The sequence below is a fragment of the Bacillus sp. FSL P2-0069 genome, from assembly GCF_038593315.1.
GTDB lineage: Bacteria > Bacillota > Bacilli > Bacillales > Bacillaceae > Bacillus > Bacillus safensis.
Map to the genome: position 1 here is coordinate 2,109,572 of NZ_CP151984.1, position 21,581 is coordinate 2,131,152.

General features: G+C 42.1%; 20 protein-coding genes and 1 other annotated feature. Of the genes, 9 read left to right on the forward strand and 11 right to left on the reverse strand.

The genetic code is table 11. The features are described from left to right. Positions 1-109: 109 nt before the first annotated feature. From NSQ34_RS10695 to NSQ34_RS10710, 4 genes are all read left to right on the forward strand, one after another. Positions 110-559 carry a YfmQ family protein gene (locus NSQ34_RS10695; RefSeq protein ID WP_024422888.1) on the forward strand — a complete coding sequence of 150 codons (450 nt, stop codon included), beginning with the start codon at positions 110-112 and terminating at the stop codon, positions 557-559. A 152-nt stretch (positions 560-711) separates the two neighbouring features. Next, a complete protein-coding gene (locus NSQ34_RS10700) occupies positions 712-1,944 on the forward strand; it encodes a DNA polymerase IV (RefSeq protein ID WP_061109317.1) in 1,233 nt (410 codons plus the stop codon). Between the two features lie 15 nt (positions 1,945-1,959). Further along, positions 1,960-2,304, forward strand: coding sequence for a YolD-like family protein (locus NSQ34_RS10705; RefSeq protein ID WP_176967013.1), 345 nt, complete (start codon positions 1,960-1,962; stop codon positions 2,302-2,304). A 200-nt stretch (positions 2,305-2,504) separates the two neighbouring features. After that, entirely contained in the window at positions 2,505-3,740 is a 1,236-nt protein-coding gene (locus NSQ34_RS10710) for an MFS transporter (protein ID WP_024428045.1), read from the forward strand. Between the two features lie 33 nt (positions 3,741-3,773). Here the strand turns inward: NSQ34_RS10710 and coaA are convergent, their stop codons facing one another. Beyond that, a complete protein-coding gene (gene coaA / locus NSQ34_RS10715) occupies positions 3,774-4,733 on the reverse strand; it encodes a type I pantothenate kinase (RefSeq protein WP_024428044.1) in 960 nt (319 codons plus the stop codon). Positions 4,734-4,922: 189 nt separating this feature from the next. Between coaA and NSQ34_RS10720 the strand changes: the two genes are divergently transcribed. Next, complete coding sequence (locus tag NSQ34_RS10720; protein ID WP_025093018.1) at positions 4,923-6,251, forward strand: CoA-disulfide reductase; 1,329 nt, start codon at positions 4,923-4,925, stop codon at positions 6,249-6,251. Between the two features lie 63 nt (positions 6,252-6,314). Here the strand turns inward: NSQ34_RS10720 and NSQ34_RS10725 are convergent, their stop codons facing one another. Together NSQ34_RS10725 and NSQ34_RS10730 are read right to left on the reverse strand one after the other, a co-directional pair. Continuing rightward, a complete protein-coding gene (locus tag NSQ34_RS10725) occupies positions 6,315-7,091 on the reverse strand; it encodes an SDR family oxidoreductase (protein ID WP_251232024.1) in 777 nt (258 codons plus the stop codon). A gap of 12 nt (positions 7,092-7,103) precedes the next feature. Beyond that, positions 7,104-8,054, reverse strand: a complete 951-nt coding sequence (locus NSQ34_RS10730) for an MBL fold metallo-hydrolase (RefSeq protein ID WP_286098624.1) — start codon at positions 8,052-8,054, stop codon at positions 7,104-7,106. A 168-nt stretch (positions 8,055-8,222) separates the two neighbouring features. Further along, positions 8,223-8,434 (forward strand) — a binding site (T-box leader). Positions 8,435-8,475: 41 nt separating this feature from the next. Between NSQ34_RS10730 and proC the strand changes: the two genes are divergently transcribed. Beyond that, entirely contained in the window at positions 8,476-9,303 is an 828-nt protein-coding gene (proC, locus tag NSQ34_RS10735; RefSeq protein ID WP_098677449.1) for a pyrroline-5-carboxylate reductase, read from the forward strand. A 50-nt stretch (positions 9,304-9,353) separates the two neighbouring features. Here the strand turns inward: proC and NSQ34_RS10740 are convergent, their stop codons facing one another. From NSQ34_RS10740 to NSQ34_RS10760, 5 genes are all read right to left on the reverse strand, one after another. Next, on the reverse strand, positions 9,354-9,497 hold the full coding sequence (locus NSQ34_RS10740) for a hypothetical protein (RefSeq protein ID WP_176544468.1): 144 nt from the start codon (positions 9,495-9,497) through the stop codon (positions 9,354-9,356). 12 nt (positions 9,498-9,509) lie between these two features. Continuing rightward, positions 9,510-9,998 carry a DinB family protein gene (locus tag NSQ34_RS10745; RefSeq protein WP_046311693.1) on the reverse strand — a complete coding sequence of 163 codons (489 nt, stop codon included), beginning with the start codon at positions 9,996-9,998 and terminating at the stop codon, positions 9,510-9,512. A gap of 19 nt (positions 9,999-10,017) precedes the next feature. Further along, entirely contained in the window at positions 10,018-11,274 is a 1,257-nt protein-coding gene (locus tag NSQ34_RS10750; RefSeq protein ID WP_065214655.1) for an MFS transporter, read from the reverse strand. Further along, a complete protein-coding gene (locus NSQ34_RS10755; RefSeq protein ID WP_176967012.1) occupies positions 11,274-12,623 on the reverse strand; it encodes a radical SAM protein in 1,350 nt (449 codons plus the stop codon). Before NSQ34_RS10755 ends, NSQ34_RS10750 begins: the two co-directional genes overlap by 1 nt. A 364-nt stretch (positions 12,624-12,987) precedes the next feature. Beyond that, positions 12,988-14,604 (reverse strand): M20/M25/M40 family metallo-hydrolase, encoded by a 1,617-nt coding sequence (locus tag NSQ34_RS10760; RefSeq protein WP_176967011.1) that lies wholly within the window; start codon positions 14,602-14,604, stop codon positions 12,988-12,990. 140 nt (positions 14,605-14,744) lie between these two features. On the opposite strand from NSQ34_RS10760, the gene namA reads away from it, so the two are divergent. Then, positions 14,745-15,761 (forward strand): NADPH dehydrogenase NamA, encoded by a 1,017-nt coding sequence (gene namA / locus NSQ34_RS10765; RefSeq protein ID WP_080708051.1) that lies wholly within the window; start codon positions 14,745-14,747, stop codon positions 15,759-15,761. A gap of 119 nt (positions 15,762-15,880) precedes the next feature. After that, positions 15,881-16,645, forward strand: coding sequence for an alpha/beta hydrolase (locus NSQ34_RS10770; RefSeq protein ID WP_024422899.1), 765 nt, complete (start codon positions 15,881-15,883; stop codon positions 16,643-16,645). Positions 16,646-16,691: 46 nt separating this feature from the next. Here NSQ34_RS10770 and NSQ34_RS10775 read toward each other — a convergent pair whose 3' ends face one another. Further along, positions 16,692-17,999, reverse strand: a complete 1,308-nt coding sequence (locus NSQ34_RS10775) for an aminotransferase class I/II-fold pyridoxal phosphate-dependent enzyme (RefSeq protein WP_176967010.1) — start codon at positions 17,997-17,999, stop codon at positions 16,692-16,694. Between the two features lie 139 nt (positions 18,000-18,138). Beyond that, positions 18,139-19,068, reverse strand: a complete 930-nt coding sequence (rnz, locus tag NSQ34_RS10780; protein WP_024422900.1) for a ribonuclease Z — start codon at positions 19,066-19,068, stop codon at positions 18,139-18,141. 221 nt (positions 19,069-19,289) lie between these two features. Here rnz and zwf point away from each other — a divergent pair, with 221 nt between their 5' ends. Continuing rightward, positions 19,290-20,765, forward strand: a complete 1,476-nt coding sequence (zwf, locus tag NSQ34_RS10785; protein ID WP_264315964.1) for a glucose-6-phosphate dehydrogenase — start codon at positions 19,290-19,292, stop codon at positions 20,763-20,765. 47 nt (positions 20,766-20,812) lie between these two features. Here zwf and NSQ34_RS10790 read toward each other — a convergent pair whose 3' ends face one another. Then, on the reverse strand, positions 20,813-21,535 hold the full coding sequence (locus NSQ34_RS10790) for a GntR family transcriptional regulator (protein ID WP_024428032.1): 723 nt from the start codon (positions 21,533-21,535) through the stop codon (positions 20,813-20,815). Between the last annotated feature and the right edge of the window lie 46 nt (positions 21,536-21,581).

A 21,581-nucleotide genomic window follows, 5' to 3' on the forward strand; every position in this document is an offset into this window, starting at 1 on the left:
TTCACACTTATTTCAAAAAGTTCACTTTTTATGCGAAAGATCCATTCTTTTGTTATGTTAAAATTGTTCATATAAGAAATGTAACAAATGTTTATTGGAGATGATGATATTGGTTTGGATTGTTACTTCACTTGTTGTGTTTAGTCTTTTAAAGCTGCTTGTCACTTCGCTGCCTTCGGGTGTTGTTGAACGCCTTTTTAGTCGTTATGCGGTGCATGCAAAAGTAACAAGTGATCAAACAACGATGACGTTTCAAGGACGTCCACTCGATGATCAGCAAACATCCGAAATTATTCAACATTTTAATGATGCGATCTTTATTGAACGCTATTATATTTATCCTGGTGACGAAGAGCGTTTTCTTCATCCACAGGAAGGGCCGGCGCCGCTTACCATGCAAACAAAGCTTGGCAAGCATGATGTAACCCTTTATCTGTATCATTACGATGACCACGTGGATGTGGTGCGGCAGTTTACCCATAAGCCTAAGAAAAAACTAACGGCCTATCGTTTGCGTTCTGAGCCGCTCCAAACATCCAACAACTTGGCACATGCTTAAAATGACTCATTTTACCCAGATGAGACGAAGTGGAGACACTTCGTCTTTTTTGTATGGATTTACACTCTTCTCTTTGAATGATTTACCAGTATCAATTTCACCTTCTGGCGGTTAAAATGTATACAGAACATACGTTCTAAGAGGTGAAAATCATGAATGAACGAGCCATTCTGCTTGTGGATATGCAGTCGTTTTATGCGTCAGTCGAAAAAGTGGAGGCTCCCCATTTGAAGGATGTGCCGCTCATCGTTTCAGGAGATCCCGAGCGGCGGAGCGGGGTCGTACTTGCGGCCTGCCCGCTCGCTAAAAAACGGGGCGTACAAAATGCATCAAGATTATGGGAAGCAAAGGAGAAATGCCCTGAAGCCGTCGTTGTACGTCCACGTATGCAGCGCTACCTTGATGTCTCTGTCATGATGACAGAACTGCTTGAACAATACACAGATCTTGTCGAACCCTATTCAATTGATGAACAGTTTCTCGATATTACGGGGAGTGTGACACTACTCGGTTCACCCCGCGAGATCGCTCAAAATATACAAACGACCATTATGAACCAGACGGGCATTTACGCACGTGTTGGTATTGGTCCTAATAAAGTGCTCGCTAAAATGGCCTGTGACCATTTTGCTAAAAAAAACACATCTGGCATCTATGAACTTCGTGCAGACCGGGTTGCGGCTGATTTATGGCCGCTTCCGATTGGAAAATTATTTGGTGTCGGCAAACGGATGGAGCACCACTTAAAACGAATGGGCATCAGTACCATCGGGACACTTGCTGCTTATCCGTTAGACCGGCTAAAAAAACGCTGGGGAATCAACGGGGAGCTTCTGCAGCGAACTGCTTTAGGCCACGACCCTTCCCCGGTCACTCTTCACACACATGATCAGCAAAAAGCGGTTGGGCATCATATGACCCTTCCCCATGATTATGCGTCCTTTGAGGACATCAAAGTCGCCCTTCTTGAATTGAGTGAAGAAGTGGCAAGACGTGCGCGCTTTAAGCATTATGTTGGGCAAACGGTGTCTGTTGGCGTAAGAGGTGCTGATTTTTCTCATCCGACTGGATTTCATAGACAAATCAAGCTCCATTCACCCACACAGTATGGGACAGATATTGCAGAAGCAGCTATTCAGCTATGCCAGCAGCACTGGGACGGCCAGCCCATTCGCAGTGTAGGTATTACTCTCTCGCAGCTGCAGCCTGACAGCCAATATCAGCTGAGTTTATTTGATCACCATTTTAAAAAAGACAGACTCAGCAAAGTATTTGATGCGATCCATATGAAGTATGGACCTGCTGCACTCTTGCACGCCTCGTCACTAACAAGCGCAGGGCAGGCGTATCACCGCGCCGAAAAAATTGGTGGACATTACAAATAACGGAGGCGAACAGCCATGAATCCCAATAAATTAACACCTGGATACAACCTCATGTGGGAATCAAGCCGAATGATGCTCCCAGAGCACCGTGAACAGCTGCTTGCTCAAAAACGGAAGAAAAAAGAATACACGCCTCCTCCGCTGAGTACTGATCAGCTAGAGGAAATGAATTTTTTGATCACACAGTCGATTACAGAGGACCAAGCGATTTGCGTGACATATGCCGCAGCAGGTATGAAACAGCAGTTTTGGGGCTGGGTGAAAACCATTCATTATGAAACCCAGCGCATAAAAATCGTCAATGATGAAGATGTTCTCCACCTGTCCTTGCAGCAAATTGTCGCGATTGATCTTGATTAAATGGTCTTTAAGTGACCATACGAATCAGAAGATCTAAAAGACATAGAAGCATCGGCAGAAAAAAACATGCTCTCCAAATTTGCGAGCTATTTGGGGCTCCTCTGTCCTATGGCGGATGTCTCCTCCATCAAATTGTGTATTTAATTTGCACAATTTTTCATGTATGATTGGAACATCTTAACACTCAGGGGAGAAACAGCATGAAAAATAACTTACGTACTTTACATCCACTTAGTTGGACGATCATCATCGGCACCATATTCGGCCGAATGGCGACGTCCATGAGCATTCCTTTTTTGGCCGTTTATTTGACACAAGTCAAAGGGGCTTCAGCTTCTTCAGCTGGGTTAATCATTGCCGTCAGCTCCCTTATTGGGATCGTGGCGAGTTTTTACGGCGGCTATGTTTCTGACCGAATCGGCAGGAAAAAGGTCATGCTTCTATCCATCTTCGGCTGGACACTTGTCTTTGTTGGCTTTGCGTTTGCAGATGCCATTTGGGTCTTCTTTCTCATGAACGCTTTAAATGGACTGTGCCGGGCACTGTTTGAACCGACGTCTAAGGCACTCTTATCCGATGTCACCCCATCAAGTATTCGGTTGTTTGTTTTTAATTTACGGTATACGGCCATTAATATCGGGGTGATCTTCGGCCCGCTGCTTGGCTTATATCTAGGATCATCGAAAACAACATTTCCATTTCTTGTCGCTGCCTTCATTTATTTGTTATATGGATTAACACTGGCCTGGCAATTTCAGAAGCATCCAGTTGCTGCTCCAGAAAGTACGAAACAAATCAGCGTCAAAAAAGCCCTTTCCATTATCCAAAAAGATACGGTCTTTAGCATCATCCTCATCGGCGTTACCTTATGTTCGTTCGGGTATTCGCATTTAAGCTCAACGCTGCCTCAATACTTATCAGCGTCACCTATGATTGAGGATGGTCCTAAACTGTTTGGATATCTTTTATCTTTAAATGCAGTGGTTGTCATTGTTGTACAATATCCGCTCATCATGATTGCGAAGCGCTACTCCACCATTTTGTCGCTGACCACCGGGAATATTCTTCTTGCCGGCAGTTTGTTTGCCATTGCTTTTTCACAGAGTCTCGGCATGCTTGCTTTCATCATTGTCGTGTTTACGATTGGGGAGGTTCTGCTGTTTGCGATGATGGATCTTTTTGTAGACAATATTGCAAAGCCTGAAGTGAAGGGATCGTACTTTGGGGCGATGGGATTTTCTCAGCTCGGCAGCGTCATCGGACCATTTGTCGGCGGACTGTGCATTGACTATTTTGGCGCAGCCCATCCCCTCTCCATTTTTACGGTCTTGTCAATGATCACCATCGCAGGCGTTCCATTTTTACTCATTGGATATTACCGTCTAAAAAAGCGATCGGCAGCAGCCATAGCTGTTAAAGTAAGTGGAGATCATTAAAAAAACCGCTCTTTCGTTTGAGCGGTTTTTTCTTTATACCCGGCGGATGGCGATCTCTTCCACCTTGTGCTGATCCCCTTTTTTCAAAATGAGATCAGCCCGATATTTTGTCGGTAAAATATTTTGATATAAATTTGGGCGGTTCACGGTATTCCAAATGGTGCTTGCCATTTGATCTGCCTCTTCATCCGTCAAATCTTTATATTGATGAAAGAAGGATTCAGGGTCTTGGAAGGCTGTTTCCCTGAGCAAACGAAATCGTTCTTTATACCATGATTGAATTTGCGTTTCAGCGGCGTCTACATAAATCGAAAAATCAAAGAAATCTGATACAAACACACGCGGTTCATCCTTCAGATCATCCAGCGCTGGTGATTGGAGCACATTGATTCCTTCAATAATGACAATATCCGCATCCTCTACTGTTTCATACACCCCTTCAAGCCGGTCATAGGTCAGATGCGAATATACCGGGGCATGCACAGTTTGTTTACCTGATTTTAATTCATTCAAAAAAGACAGCAGGGCTTTGACATCATAGCTTTCCGGGAAGCCTTTCTTTTCCATCAGCCCTCGATCCTTTAATTCTTTTTGAGGATATAAAAAGCCATCTGTTGTCACAAGACTCACCTTCAGCCCATCTCCAAGCCTAGATAAAAGCGTTTCAATGATACGAGCCGTTGTGCTTTTCCCGACAGCTACACTTCCAGCAATCCCAATTAAAAAGGGAATTTTGGCATGATGCGGGTAGTTTAAAAAGGCATTCACATGCTGGTTTTTTTGTTTTTCTGCAAAGACATGTAATGTCAGAAAACGAATAAGCGGTATGTAAATATCTCGAACTTCTTCAAGCGATAAATAGTCATTTAACCCTTGCAGCGCTCTTGCTTCCTCTTCTGAAACAGATACCGGCATATATTCTCCAAGAGCTGCCCAGGCCTCTCTCGTATGGCGCGTGTATAGCGTATTAAAATCTAGTCGCGTGTCACTCAAAGTCTTTCCCACCAATCTTCACTAAACTCGTAACCCAAAAAGACGATAATCCGATTGTAGCTTAAAATGAAGGCGCTGTCTTTATTTTTCAACGAAAGTTTGCTTGTTTTGCGAAAAAAAAGCATTAAAAAAAGGAATATGAGGGTAAATAAGAGTATTCAGTACCATAGATAGAAGGGAGCACACTAAATGAAATATGTGATGATTGGCGGAGATGCAGCTGGAATGAGCTGCGCTATGCAAATATATAGAGAGGATCCAAATGCATACATTGTTGCTTTTGAAAAAGGAGAGATTTTCTCATATGGACAGTGCGGACTCCCCTACTTGATCGGCGGTCTCATTGATGATCACAGAAAGCTGATCGCACGCAGTGCTGAAACCTTTCGTGAGAAATATGGAATTGACGCCAGATGCTTACACGAAGTGACCTCCATTGACCCAGAGCAAAAAACAGTGTCGGGTCATCATACGAAAACAAAAGAACCCTTTACAGAAAGCTACGACCGCCTCTTAATTGCGACAGGAGCAAGCCCTGTCACACTGGATTTAGACAGCCAGCCATTAGAAGGCGTACACGTATTAAAAACCATCCCGCATGCGCTGTCCATTTTAGACCATTTAAAAAAGGACATCACACATGTCACGATCATTGGCGGTGGATATATCGGCCTTGAAATGGCTGAAAATTTAAAAGCGCTCGGAAAAAACGTACATATCATTCAGCGGGGAGCAGCACTCGGCCCGGGCTTTGACTCCGATATGGCAAAATACCTTAAAGAAGAGGCTGACGCCAAGGGCATTCACGTATCGCTTGGAGAAACGGTACAGCAATTAGAAGGCAAGTCACATGTCACAGCTGTTATCACAGACAAACAAACCATTCAAACAGATATGGTCATCATGGCCATCGGTGTCACTCCGCAAACCTCCTTTTTACATAATACCGGAATCAAGCGTCTTCAAAATGGCGCTATTGCAGTAAATGAATACATGCAAACCAATATAAAAGACATTTATGCTGCCGGTGATTGCGCTGCAACCTATCACCGCATCAAAAAATCACTGGATTATATTCCGCTCGGCACAACTGCGAATAAACAAGGGAGAATCGCAGGCTTTCATATGACAGGGACAAACCGGGCGTTTCAAGGCGTGACTGGAACAGCCGTCATGAAATTTATGGACGTGACAGCGGGACGAACAGGCTTATCAGAAAAAGAAGCAAAAGAGGCGGACATTCCTTTCTCCGTCATCACCATTGATAGTACAGATCACGCGAAGTATTACCCAGAAGCGCAGAAAATGAAAGTGAAACTGATTTACAGAAGCGATGACCATACCTTGCTTGGTGCCCAAATCATCGGCAGAAACGGTGTAGATAAACGGATCGATATCGTGGCGGCTGCCCTTTACCAAGAGCTGACCATAACAGATCTTGAAGATTTAGATATTAGCTATGCACCGCCGTTTAACAGTGTATGGGACCCGCTTCAGCAAGCGGCAAGACGGATATAGAAAGTGTCACAATGAAGCCATACCTCAAAAAAAGAAACCAGTTCAAAACCGGTTTCTTTTTTATTATTTTTTCATCATCGCTTTTCGTGCTGCTTTTTCAAATAAAAATGGGAATAACTGATACAATTTGCTGCCAGCATTCATCCAGCCGGGCAGATTAATCTCTCTCTTTTTCGTCATCATGGCAGATACGACCTTCCCTGCCACCTTGTCCGCACTCAGCATCATAAAATCAACGTTCTTCACATATTCACCGCTGCGGTCAGCGATGGTAAAGAAGTCTGTGGCAATTGGTCCTGGGTTGACCGTCGTCAAGTGAATGCCTGAGTCTGCCAGCTCCATTCGGAGGCTGTTTGAAAATCCAAGAACGGCATGCTTTGATGCGGAATAAATCGCTGATTTGGGTGTCGCAATCTTTCCTGCCTGGGATGCGATATTGATAATATGTCCCTGCCCTCTTTGTTTCATCTCAGGGATGACCTTTTTCGTGCAGGCGATTAAGCCAAACACATTCACCTCAAACATCGACACCATTTCCTCTATGGAGGCATCTTCGACGAGATCGAATACGCCAAAGCCGGCATTGTTGACCAAAATATCGACCGGCCCCACTTCTTCATACGCGCGATCAATGTCCTCAAGCTGGCTGACATCAAGCTGAGTGATGTGACACACCCCGCCAGCACTCATAATTTTTTCTTTCACACTAGTAAGCTTTTCCACTCGTCTTGCTGAAATAATGACCTCTGCGCCTTCTTCTGCTGCCAAGCACGCCATTTTTTCACCAATGCCCCCAGATGCGCCAGTAATCCAAATCCTTTTTCCTGTCAATCGCCCCATGTGTCTCACTCCTTAGTTTGCTCTGTAATAGACGATTCCGTCTTTTTGCATTTCTTCAATTCGCCCAGCCTCTAAGAGCACATCCAGCTGCCCGACTGTCTCAGACATCGTTAAAAACAAGGCCTCTTCATACATCACAGGAAATAGCTTGCGGCAAAGATGAAAGGCCGTCATTTCTTTTTGTTTAAGCAGCTGATACATCGTATTTGCTCGTTTCTCTTGTTTTTTAAATCTTTCTTCAATCAATTCATGGTGGGACGTGATAAGCTGACCGTGTCCTGGATAAATCGTCTTGATTGGCAGACGCAATAACCGATTGAGTGATGCTTTATATTGAAGCAGTGATTTTTGACGTTCCTCGCCCTCATACGGTGCTTCCATTAACGGATTTGAAGAAATGGTCGTCAAAAGCAGGTCGCCGCCAATAAAATTCCCCGTTCTTTCATCTAAAAAAGAGAGATGAGATTGTGCGTGTCCGGGTGTTTCCATCACAAAGAAGTGTTCATGCCCGCTTAAACGATCACCTTCTTTTATGATCTCATCTACATGTGAAGTACAAGAATATGTATAAGATTGCTTCACCATTTTTTCACACTCATTTTGCCGAAGCGGGACACCTAACTGCTGAAAAAAAGGAATCATAAAGTCCACTTGGCGCTGCTTAAACACTGGATCCTGACTAATATACGGCTCATTTAGCTGGTGTCCGATCACACGGACATGAGGTTTCATCAGATTTAACAGACCAACATGATCTGCATGATGATGGGTCAGCACCACCTGATCAATATCGTCTATCGATAAACGATGTTCTTTTAATTGCGTGACAAAAGCATGCTCTGCCTCTTCTGTCATCGGCCCGCAATCTACTAAGGTTACGGCCTCTCCTTTTAATACATATGCATACACATCCCCAACAGCAAACGGCGTCGGGATGGATAATTGAATGATGTTTTCTTTCACTTTTATACGTCATCTCCTGCTTTTTGACTCATGATTGTGGGTACTTAAGCCTTCATACTTCATTGTATCTTGCAAAAGGCAGACTGTCATGCGGTTTAGATGGGCAATTTTTTAAACTGCCCTATTGACATAAACTTGTCCATCGTTGCATAATGAACAACAAATATATGATGCGCGATGATAAGGATTAGTAAGCAAAATAACGATGCAAGAGAGTGAGGTCCGCCGGCTGAAAGACTTCACCATCCTCTTATTTGCTGAACCTGCCCTTTGAGCTGTTAGGCAAACCTAAACGTTTCCCGCGTTAAGGGACTAGAGCTGAGTATGCAGGTTTGCATGCTAATTGAGGGTGGTACCGCGAAAAACCTTTCGTCCTTTTCAGGCGAGAGGTTTTTTTATTTTCTACAAGGAGGAGCAGCTTATGAGTAAAATTGGATTTATCGGTGCAGGCTCAATGGCAGAGTCTATGATCAAAGGTTTATTAAAAAGCGGAATGATGTCGAATGAAGATATCATTGTTACAAACAAAACGAATGAAAAACGATTAGAAGAATTACAGGTACGTTATGGGGTCAAAACGGATTTCGCTCGGTCCTTTATTTATGAAGAAGCGGATATTCTCGTTTTTGCCTTAAAACCGAAGGATGCAGAAAGCGGAATTTCTGAAGTTCAGCCTCATTTACATGGACAGCTGATCATTTCTATTTTAGCTGGTATTTCCATTGAAACGATTCAACACTATGCTGGCGGAAAGACAGCAGTCGTTCGTGCGATGCCAAATACATCAGCGGCGATTCAGCAGTCAGCAACAGGTATTGCCGTAAGTCATGAAGTGACAGAGGGGCAAAAGAAAAAAGCCGTCGAGCTGTTTGAAACAATCGGGCATGTCACAGTATTAGATGAATCGCAGCTAAATGCTGTGACAGCCATCGCAGGCAGCGGCCCAGCCTTCATTTATCATTTGATTGAAGGAATGGAGCGAGGAGCTTCGGAACTTGGAATGGACCAAGCAACTGCGAAATTACTCATTTGCCAAATGATTGCAGGCGCCGCCAATATGCTTCAAGACAGCGGAAAAGAGCCTGCCCAACTGCGCAAAGAAATTACAAGTGAAGGCGGTACAACAGAAGCCGGCCTGAACACACTGGCTGCCTATCAATTTGAAGAAGCCGTTGTCGATTGTGTCAAAACAGCCACTAAACGCGCAGCAGAATTAAACGAAATGTTTTCAGCAAGCACGTATAAATGAAATTGAAAAGCACCTGTTTTGATGACAGGTGCTTTTTCACATATGACCCTCTATTTTTTCTCGCTGGCCACTGGGTGTGAATTGCGTGATTCACACTTCGGTTCTTTCTGTTCTTTACTAGAAATGGCTTGTTCTAATAAAGAATCACATGCCTGATAAAAATTCACATCAACTAATAATTCTTGATGCTTCACTTTAGCACCTCCTCATGTAGATGATTCACTCATTGACATGATGGCTTTGATTTGATCCAGATGATGTTGTTCATGTAAAGCGATGGTTTCAGCTAATATTTGAACGGTCATCACTCCTTCTTCCGGATGCAGGCCTGATTGTTCCCAAATATCTTTTTCTAATAGCCGAAGCGTGTTGTTTCTTCTCTCTTTCATCCGTTTGATCAATGCTTTGATATCGTCAGCGTTATACCATTCATACGCTCTTTCTTTCACGTATATTTCAGGATCATACGATTGAAAGGGCGTGTGATCATCTGATATCGCTTGCTCTATCCGCTCTGACCAGACTTCTTCTGTGTCATACAAATGCCCGGCGAGCTGCTTAATTGACCACTTCCCCTCCCCCAAAGATTGATCCAGTGTGTAATCATCACAAGCCTTCACTATCTTCTCTAGTTCACTCATACTTTCCTGAAGCGATGTGATGATGTCTGTTTTTGTTAATTTCCCAGTTTCCATTACGCAATCAACGTCTCCTTTACAGTGAATGCATTTCTACTTTTGATTTATCTTGATGCTTTCCTTTTAGTAGCAGTAAGCTGTTCATCAAACCTGCTACTATCACAAGCCCTGCCATCCCTATAGCGATGACATGTATAGGAATCAAATCTCCGATAAATGCCATGAGGATAAACCCACTAATATAAAATATGCGTGATAATGCAAGACCTGCTGAAAACACACGGGCTCTTAAATGACTGCTTGCATATGTCATAATATTAGTAGAATACAAAACTTCGATTGGGCTATATAATAGATTGGCTAATAAAACAACAATCAAAAATCCAATAAAAGTCGTTTGTTGATACGACAATGCATGTAATATCGCAAGCAATATAACCGCTAATGTAGACCACCTTTTATAAAATTGAAAGGAGAATTTCACTTTTTTGAAGTACGCTGCAAGTGTAAATCCACCGATAATTTGCCCTAGTCCACTAATTGTATGACCAAGCCCCAAGCCAAAATTCCCTTCTCTTGCCACTTCTAAAATATACAGACTAAATAAAACATAAACGATGCTTAAAGCAAACTCTCTTGACATCAATATCCATATGGCGCTTTGAATTTTGGGTGATCCCTTGATTTCTTTAATTCCTTCTTTAAAACTTTGAACATATGACACATACTCTTTTTTTTCAGATGCTTCTTTCGCTTTAATTGGAATTAACAGCATAGCTGATAATAAAAATGTCAGCGCATCTACTAAATAAATTGTGGAAATTGACCAAATTTCTGTCACCAACCCGCCTAATCCTGTCGCAATGAGCATCGATGCGCTAAAAGATGTGGCCAGTATACTATTCCCCTTAGAAAGCTGCTCCTTATCAAGGATTTCAGGTATCATAGATGAACGAGCAGGCAGATATATACCAGAGAAAGCACCATTTAACGCTAATAATAAATAAAGGATAAACGGTGTAACATTCATTGTGACAACTAAAACAAACCCCAGTCCAATGATAAAACGTGCCACATCTGCGAATATCACAACTTTTTTGTAAGAAAACTTATCTATAATTGGGCTCAAAAGCATAGATGTTAAAATGAGAGGGAGCATGGAACAAATAAATAGAATGCTTAGATGGGTCGCTTTCCCAGTAAGCTCATAAATTAAACCAATCGTCGCTATCGTTCTAAACCAATCTCCAAAAGCAGATAAGTTTTGCCCAATAAAGAAACAGACAAAATTTTGATCTTTGAAAAGAGATGTCGTTTCTTTCTTTGAAACCATTAGAGGAGCACCTCAGTCGACTCGTACCAGCCTAACTCTTTTTGCATAAACTCCACGGCTTGATCATAATTTTCTCTCTCTTTTTCTGGTATAAGATCAACTAAGATCGCCGGATACCATGGCTTCGCTTCTTCTTTGATTACAAAATATTGCTCCGCTTCTTCAACTACTCCTTTCATTATGAGCAGTTGTAGTTTACGATAGATTTCCTCACGCTTTGGCATTCGATTGAGATGCGTTTTTTCTATTTTCATTGTTTTAGGGAAGAAGACGAGTCTTCTATCAAAAGCATGATATTCTCTAGATTTAACAATAGGTAATTCTTGATTCGTCAGGCTTTCGATATACTTTTGCGTATTTCCTTCATTTGACCATATCATGCCTTGCATGTAGGAGATCGCTCCTGTTCCCAAACCAATATATTGATCTTCATATCCCCCGTAAATCACTTCGCCATATTGAAAACGTTTATTCTGATGCTCTGGAGCCATAAACGTATACACATAATTTTGATGCCAGCCATTCTTTTTTAAATGACGATATAATGTATCACTAAACTCAAATTTTTCTTTAGGATTTGGCGGCATTGGCACCTTGCCTTTGTTAATTTTTGATAACCATCCCTTCGAACAAGCAATATATTCTAGTGGATACGTATCAATACTTGTGCTTCCTAATGACATCACTCCATTTATGTCCTCTATCATCTCTTCTTTCGTTTGTCCAGGCAGCTGATAAAGCAAATCAATGTTATAAGATTGGAAATGACGTTTCATTAAGCCTACAGTCTGAGAGATTTGATCAAAACTAGCCGTTAAGTTGAACATTTTCCGATAGTGTTCATTTAATGTTTGGACACCAAAGCTCCCTCTGTTGGCTCCACCTTCAGCCATAGCAGCCACTCTTTCTGGTGTAGCTGTTTTTGCTTCACATTCAAATGTCCATTCATAATCAGCAGATAATGAGAAATTTTCTTTTATAGCGGTCGAAAGTCGATAGATTAGTTCTGGGGGCATTATGGAAGGAGTACCTCCACCAACGAACACCACATCAAACGTCATTTTTTGGATATTAGGGGATTGGGATAAGATACGCATCTCATTGATTAAAGCATCTATATACTTTCCGATAATGGGCTCATATTTCGTAGATTTAATAAAAGGACAAAACGAACAGATCGTATCGCAGAAAGGGATATGTAAATATAAAGCGTTTTTCCCTTTTTGAAATGTTCGTTCTTTCTGAATGAATTCTGTCACACGAGATTGTGCTCCTTCTTGGCTCGCTTGGCCAAAAAAAGGATAAAGAAAATTCCATAAAGACGGATGCTCATCATAATAACTTTTCATATTTGACAATTCTCTCACCCAACTCTCGTCTATTTTTATCCCACATACAAATTCACAGAGAAGCTAAGAAAATCACTTCTCTGCGAAACACTCTTTTCAGTAAGTATTGATTCCATTCATTAGATTGCAATCCACTCGTTACGCTTCATTTTCATCACCTCCTTTTAATTAGATAAATTGTAACTTAATTACATAATTGATTATAATAGACTTTTCTGAATATTTCAATCATTTTCACTATTTTTTGTAAGGACTATTGTTTTATATACAATTTACGTATGAAACTTTTGGTATAACCATGAAAATATAGACTGAACATTCACAACCAAAAGCCCTATCATTAAGATAGGGCTCTTCATTACATCTACTTACTTTTCTCTAATAAAGCATGAATCGTTGATTCTAATAATTCTGGCAAAATGCCAAAAGAGAACGGGACGTGTAGCCGCTCTGTCCATTTGTGCGGGTCCTTTCCTAGTGGACCTACGTTGATGACTGGAACGTAAAGGGCTTCCTTTTCTCCTTGCGGTAAAGAATAGCCTTTTTGGTAAAGCGGCATATTGGTTGTATAATGACCTACTTCCTGCTTTTCGAGCTGTAAGTAACTTAAATCAGACAATCCCGGGAAATATTTCACTTCCTCTACTTCAAGTCCATATACCTCTTTTGCCTCTTTTTGAATCTTCTTGAATGTCTTCTGAATATGCGTATCTTCTGTTGAGGACACCGAAGGGTAAAATGGCGGACTATAAAATAGAACAATCAGCGGTCCTTCTTCCTTACATAGTGTCGTCAGCTCCGAGACAATTTTCGTTGAAAAATCACGATCTCCAAGTTCACCTCGGTTGGCGAATGCATAATTGACAATGCGCTCGACTTCCTGTTCTCCAGAGCGTTCTGCGGCTTTTTGATACAGCTCGTGATACGTAAGAACCGTCACCTGAGTGTCAATTGGAGTAAAGTGTTTAAAGCGTTGAAAGTCAGCTGTTTTCTGCTGAAGATTGGCCTCGATTTGGTCTGCTGCTTGTTTCGCAGTTTCATAGAGAAGTCCGTGCAGTTCTTCACTTGAACGTTTCATCATGAGCACATTAAATAAAGATACGGCTGTGTGAGGTGTTTGAACGGAATAGGCTTCTTTCAAGTCCTTTTGCATTAAATTCGTTGGAGGCGGCGTTACTTCACCATCTACTTCCTCACAATAATCACTATTGAGCTCTAACAGCCTGTTTAGTTCAGATACCATAAAATTCGCATTTAAGCCTGAGAAAGGCTCTCCTACATGTGTTTCAATCCCTTTACAGAAAAATCCGGCTAATACCTTTCCAATACTGCCTGTATACATATAATGATGTTCATCCCCTGGATACTTTTCAAACATCGGCTCACTGTTTAAACACGCGCTATAGTCAAGATCATGTTTTTCTTTAAGCTCTTTTAATTTCGGCACTGCCTCAAGCATTCCTTGTGAATTCACTTCCTCATCAGGAACTGTGACGAGCAGGACATTTCCATCAAATGTTTCTGTCATCGCCCTTTCCAGCATAGAAAGCTGCACGGTGAGACCTGCTTTCATATCCATGGCCCCTCTTCCAAACAGCCAGTCGCCTGAAGCAAGGTCCTCTCTTGCCTTCTTTGGAAGAAGCTCCCTTTTTTGTGAAAAGGAAGCCATTAACTCTTCAGGCTTGCATGCCATGTTTTGAAATTCGCCGTAATCTTCTGTATCGACTACATCAAAGTGACTAAGAAGCAGCACGGTACGCCGCAGCGTACTGCGCTTCACAAGTGCCGTTAAATAATACCGGCCATCTTTCATCGGATGCAAAGCCAAATGATGAGGGTTCTGCTCAAAATAAGGCCGCTCCCTTAACAAATAATATAAATATTCCGCTAACGCGACTTCTCCTGTTGTACCTGATATGCTTTCATACTGCATAAGAGCTGTCAGGAGCTCCCTTAGTTCACTCTCTGTTTGCCATTTCATCCGTTCTCCCCCTTTGATGTCTCTATCTCTCCATTATACAAAAACGCGTATAAAAGCTATATTCTTTGAGCACCTTTTATGACGAAAGTTTGAATGGCTGTTATAATCGGCTATACAATTCCATGAGGAGGCGAAGGTATTTGGAAACAAAACTCTTTTCACCTTGGACATTAAAAGGTGTTACACTGAAAAACCGCATCGTGATGTCCCCGATGTGTATGTATTCATCCTATGACCGTGATGGGAAATTACAGCCTTTCCACTTCACACATTATATTTCCCGTGCACAAGGTCAGGCTGGTCTCATCATGGTGGAAGCAAGTGCTGTATCTCCTGAAGGAAGAATTAGTGATCAAGACCTCGGTATTTGGAGCGATGAGCACATTGAAGGATTCGCTTCATTAAACGAACAAATCAAAGCATACGGAACGAAGACAGCCATCCAGCTAGCCCATGCAGGACGTAAGGCTGAACTTGATGGAGACATTCTTGCACCATCAAGCATCCCATTTGATGAAACATCTAAAACCCCTGTCGAGATGTCTGTTGATCAAATCAAAGATACCGTTCAGGCGTTTCAGGATGCAGCTGTACGGGCAAAAAAAGCGGGTTTTGACATCATTGAAATTCATGGTGCACATGGCTATTTGATCAATGAATTTCTTTCACCGCTGGCGAACCACCGAACAGACGACTATGGCGGTTCACCAGAGAACCGTTATCGTTTCTTAAGAGAAGTCGTAGACGCAGTCAACGCCGTATGGGACGGACCTTTATTTGTCCGTGTGTCGGCTTCTGATTACACGACAAAAGGACTTGATATTGCAGATTATATTGGGATTGCCACTTGGCTCAAAGAGCAAGGTGTCGACTTAATTGATGTCAGCTCAGGTGCTGTCGTGCAGGCGAAAATCAACACATTCCCCGGCTACCAAGTAACATTTGCAGAGAAAATAAAAGAAGGAGCTGGCATTCAAACAGCAGCTGTCGGTCTGATTACATCTGGTGTACAGGCAGAGGAGATTTTACAAAATCAGCGTGCGGATTTGATCTTTATCGGCAGAGAATTTTTACGGGATCCATACTTCCCGAAAACAGCTGCTCAAGAGCTCCGTACATCCATCGAAAGCCCGCGTCAATATGATCGCGCTTGGTAAAAGCTCTTAGGAAAAAGGTGTCTATTTTTCGAAATAGGCATCTTTTTTGTTTTTAAGAGAAACATATCTGCCTTTTGTGCCGTCTTTTAGCTAAAGAACCACTTAGAGGAGATGGAAGAATGAATTCGGCAATGATTGAAAAAATGTATCATATAGATGGACACCACTTTTATACAAAACATCGTCAAGGCAAAAGGCAAGCCACGATTATCTTTGAAGCAGGCTACGGCATTTCTAGTGATACGTGGTCGAATATGGCACGTGATATTGACCCAGAACTTGGGGTTTTCTTATACGACCGTTTAGGAAATGGAAAGAGCAGTGAGAGCGGTGAAGGAAGAACCTTGCATGACCTCGCTGATGATTTAGATGCACTGCTGAAAGAAGCCAATATTCAGCCGCCATTTCTTATTGTCGCTCACTCATTTGGCTCTCTTGTCAGCCGGTTATGGGCAAGCCGCAGAGGAGATGATGTCATTGGTATGGTGCTGTTAGACCCGGCAAGTGAGGAGCAAGAGCAGGTGATCCTGCCGCTTTTATCAAAGGAAGAACGCACTTCATATATGGCGCAGTTTACAGCAGAATGTACGCATGAGGACTTTCAGCAAATGCTAAGCACAATCAAAGAGGAGCAAACCCATTATGGAATGATGCCGCTTCTTGTCATTTCATCAGGTAAGAGCCGATTGTTTCATCCAGCTCATGAAGCTTGGCTCAGACTTCATAAACGTATGCTGTCTTTGTCATCCCAAAGCGGATGGATTCAGGCGCAAAACAGCTCGCACTATATTCATCATGATGAACCGCATATTGTACAGCTTGCTATCTATGATGTATGGTGCGCAGCCAAACAACCTGTCTCCTATTATCAAACTGCTAATTAAAATAAAAAACTCCTTGACCCGTTATGAGTCAAGGAGTTTCTTTTATTTATGCCGTTGGAGCAGATTGACTTTTTTCTGAAAGCAGCTTTTCAATACTGACAAGCTGAACACATAATGTAAAGATGTCAATCGCTTGCTCTAGTTCTTCAAGAGTCGGGAATGTTGGTGCAATGCGAATGTTACGATCAAGCGGATCTTTTCCATATGGGTATGTTGCACCTGCACCTGTCATTGTGACACCTGCTTCTTTTGCTTTTTGCACAACAGCTTTTGCACAATGATCAAGTGTATTTAAACTAATGAAATATCCGCCATTTGGCTTGTGCCATTCAGCGATATCTTTTCCGCCAAGTTTTTCGTCAAGAATGGAAAGAACGAGGTCAAATTTTGGCTTAATGATAGCTGCATGCTTTTTCATATGTTCCTTCAAACCTTCTGGATTTTGGAAGAAACGAAGATGTCTTAGTTGATTAATTTTGTCTGGTCCGATCGTTTGAATCGATAATTGCTTTTGAGTGAAGCTTACATTGTCAGGGCTAGACGCCATCAGTGCAACACCTGAGCCTGGGAATGTAATTTTAGACGTAGACGCAAACATAAACACACGGTTCGGGTATCCTGCCTCTTCAATTGCTTGAAAAATATCTTTTAACGTATCAGGTGTATCCGTTAGATGGTGGACTGCATATGCATCATCCCAAAAAATGCGGAAGTCGTCTGCTTTTGTTTTCATTGAAGCTAGGCGGTCAACGACTTCATCTGAATACGTAATACCGTCTGGATTGCTATATTTAGGTACACACCAAATGCCTTTAATCGCTTCATCTTCTGCGACCAATTTTTCTACCTGATCCATATCAGGTCCATCAGCCTTCATATCGACCGTGATCATCTCTATGTTAAATAGCTCACAAATGGCAAAATGACGATCATACCCTGGGCTTGGTGCAAGGAATTTTACCTTTGGCAGCTCTCCCCAAGGTGTTTTGCTGTCACATACGCCGTGAGTCATCGCACGTGCAATGGTATCATGCATCATATTCAGGCTTGAATTACCGCCGATGATGATTTGTTCTGGCTTTAAATTGAGTACATCTGCAAAAAATTTCTTCGTTTCAGGAAGGCCTGTCAAGCCGCCATAGTTTCGCACATCTGTGCCATCTTCAGCTGTCATTGCATCCTTTGATGTCACAACATCGAGCATGCCCATAGACAAATCGAGCTGTTTTGGTGAAGGCTTCCCTCTAGACATGTCTAAGTGCAAGTTTTTACTTTTGTAAGTTTCATACTCATTTTGTAGTGCCACATATAGGTCATTCAATTCTGCTTCACTTAATGCTGTAAAACCGCTCATCTTTGATTGTGCCTCCCGTATTCTTCATAGTTTAATTCGTCATTTGTTTTTTCTTCACCATTTTACCACTACCTGAAAAAGAGCGTCATCATAAATATCAAAAAAATCACACAACTTTTTTTGACGATTCATCCAATTTTTACAGGGTGCGTTCAATGGGGAAAGAAGAGAAATCATGTGCAGCTTCTGTCAGCGGGAATATATCGCGGGCTTCTTTCAACAGTTGTTTCAGTGCCTCTTCTCCTTGGTAACGTGCACTTATATGGGTCAAAATGAGCCTTTTTGCGCCTGCTTCCTCTGCTGTTTTCGCTGCTTGTTCTGTTGTACTGTGATAATAATTGTAGGCTAAATCTGCATCTTCTTTACCGAATGTTGCTTCATGGACTAACACATCCGCATTTTTGGCAAGCCTTGTTATATTCTCGCACAAACGGGTATCTCCTGAAAATGCAACGATTCTCCCTTTTTTAGGGGGTTCCAAATAATCGGTTCCATCAATGGTTCTTCCATCTTCGAGTGTCACGGTTTCCCCATTTTTCAACTTCTGATACAAAGGTCCAGGTTTTACACCGATTTCTTTTAGGTCTTCGGCTTTTAATGAACCAGGCATATCTTTTTCCACAACCCGATAGCCGTAAGCTGGAATCCCGTGAGAGACTCTTCTTGCTTCTACTTGAAAGGTATCGTCTTCAAACACGACCCCTTCATCTATTTCTATGATATGCAACGGATATGTCAAATGCGTTTGAGTAGCTGAAAGTGCTGCGTTCACAAAGGCCTTAATGCCCTTTGGTCCATAGATCGTCAATTCATCCTCCCCGCCTTGAAAGGATCTGCTGCCAAGGAGTCCCGGAAGGCCATATACATGATCACCGTGCATATGTGTGATAAATATTTTCTCGATCTTTCTCGGTTTAATCGTTGTATGTAAGATTTGGTGCTGCGTTGCTTCTCCGCAATCAAAAAGCCACACTGCATTTCTTTCTTCTAAAAGCTTTAGCGCTGTGCAAGTGACGTTTCTTGTTTTTGCAGGAATGCCTGCACCTGTTCCTAAAAAGAGCAGTTCCATTACTTTTCCTCCTAAAGCCGGTATACAATATCTTCATTCATATAGAATACATGAAGACAAGGTAAATGTGAATTCAGCGGAATTTTTGAAAAAAGTGAAACGAGAGCAGAAAAAGTCGAATCAAATGTTTGCTTTACGAACAATGAAGCTTTAAAATAAAGAAAATGTACATACATTCTCGGTTTTTACAACAATGCTACGAATAAAGTGAGGTACTTCTCGTGAATACAGAAACTAACAACCCTAAAGCAGTCATTGTCATTTTTGGCGCAACAGGAGACCTTGCCAAACGCAAGCTCTACCCTTCTATACATAGACTTTATCATAGCGGAAAGCTAGGTGATCAATTCGCTGTTGTCGGAGTTGGACGCCGTCCATGGTCTCATGAGGACCTCAGAGCTGTGGTAAAGGAATCTGTTTCTTCTGATGATGCAGAAGCGAAAACAGAAGAATTCATTTCACATTTCTATTATCACGATTTTGACGTATCAAGCCCTGCTTCCTATCAATCGCTTAACACGCTTCTAACAGGTCTTGAAGATACGTACAGTATTCCAAATAACCGCATGTTCTATTTAGCTATGGCACCGGAATTCTTCGGAACGATTGCGAAGTTCCTAAAGAGTGAGGGCGTATCAGAAACAACCGGCTGGTCACGACTTGTCATTGAAAAGCCATTTGGGCATGATCTGCCAAGTGCCAAAACATTAAATGAAGAAATTCGTGATGCATTCACAGAAGATCAAATTTATCGTATTGACCACTACCTTGGTAAACAAATGGTTCAAAACATTGAGGTCATCCGCTTTGCGAATGCTATCTTTGAACCGCTTTGGACAAACCGCTATATCTCAAACATTCAAATTACATCCAGTGAATCCTTAGGGGTTGAAGACCGGGCTCGATATTACGAAAATTCTGGTGCACTAAGAGATATGGTCCAAAACCATATGCTTCAAATGGTTGCCCTTTTAGCAATGGAGCCGCCAATTAAACTCAATACAGAGGAAATCCGCAGCGAAAAACGGAAAGTATTGCGCGCTCTTCGTCCTTTTTCTAAAGATGAGGTCGATCAATTCTTTGTCCGCGGACAGTATGATACTGGTACGATTGATGGCAGCGAGGTTCCTTCTTATCTGAAAGAGCAAAATGTTGACCCGAACTCAAACACAGAAACATTTGTGGCAGGGAAACTGCTGATTGATAACTTTAGATGGGCCGGGGTGCCATTTTACATTCGGACAGGAAAACGGTTAGAAAAGAAATCTACTCAAATCGTAGTTCAATTTAAAGACATTCCAATGAACCTATACTATGGAAACGGAAATGCCATGCATCCAAACTTACTCGTCATTCATATTCAGCCAGATGAAGGCATCACCCTTCACCTGAATGCTCGCAAGCTCGATGGCGGCACGTATGCGAAACCGATTAAGCTTGACTACCAAACAAACTATAACGACATCATGAATACACCAGAAGCATATGAAAAGCTGATTCATGACTGCTTGCTAGGCGATGCAACAAACTTTGCTCACTGGGACGAGGTGGCACTTTCTTGGAACTTCGTTGATCCGATTTCTGAGATATGGGCAGAAAGCAAAACATTAAAACCAAACTATCCTGCTGGTTCTATGGGACCGAAAGAAGCTGATGAGCTTCTAGAAAAAGATGGATACCATTGGTGGAATATATAAAATCAAATGAAAAAAGAGCAGTCTCCCTTGGGGGTTCTGCTCTTTTTTTAACGTCCTGTTTTCGTGATTTCAACCGTTGAAAAGTCAAATTTATCATAGCGATGATGGCTAAATGAGTATTCAAACGGCTGCCCTGCGTTTAAATAAGCAACCTGCTCGACTTCAAGCACAGGATCTGTTGGGTCACACCCTAAATACTGCTGATCCAGCTGATCTGATTTAGCCGCCCTAATTTTCTTGTGCGCACCTGCTATTTTTAAATGAAGCTCATTTGAAATGTAGCCATAGATAGAACCCAGTAGAACTTCTTCATCTATGCCCTTAATGAGATTGACAGGCATAAACGTTTTTTCTAATACGTAAGGCTCTTCATCCACAAGACGGAGCCGGATGATATCATAAACAGGTGTGGTTGAGTCAATAGATAGATGGGCTGCCACCTCTTCGCTTGGAAAATGGACATCAAAATGAATGATTTGAGTCGTGACGTTTTTATCCGCCATGACCTTTGTGAACCCTTTATTTTCATGGCCTGATACATTGATTGCCCCTTGATTGAGCGCTGCCTTTACAATAAATGTACCGTGGCCTCTTTTTCTAAAGAGCAGACCTTCTGCAACGAGAAGATCAAGCGCACGTTTCATTGTCATTCTGCTGCATTGAAATTCGGCGGCAAGCGAGTTTTCATCTGGAATGGGTTGATCTTCTGGATAATAGGCTGTTCCTATTCGTTTTCTGATTTCTTCTGAAATGAGTTCGTACTTCTTCATCTCACACCACCAACTGACTTGTTTTTTCATAGCGCTTTATTCTAGA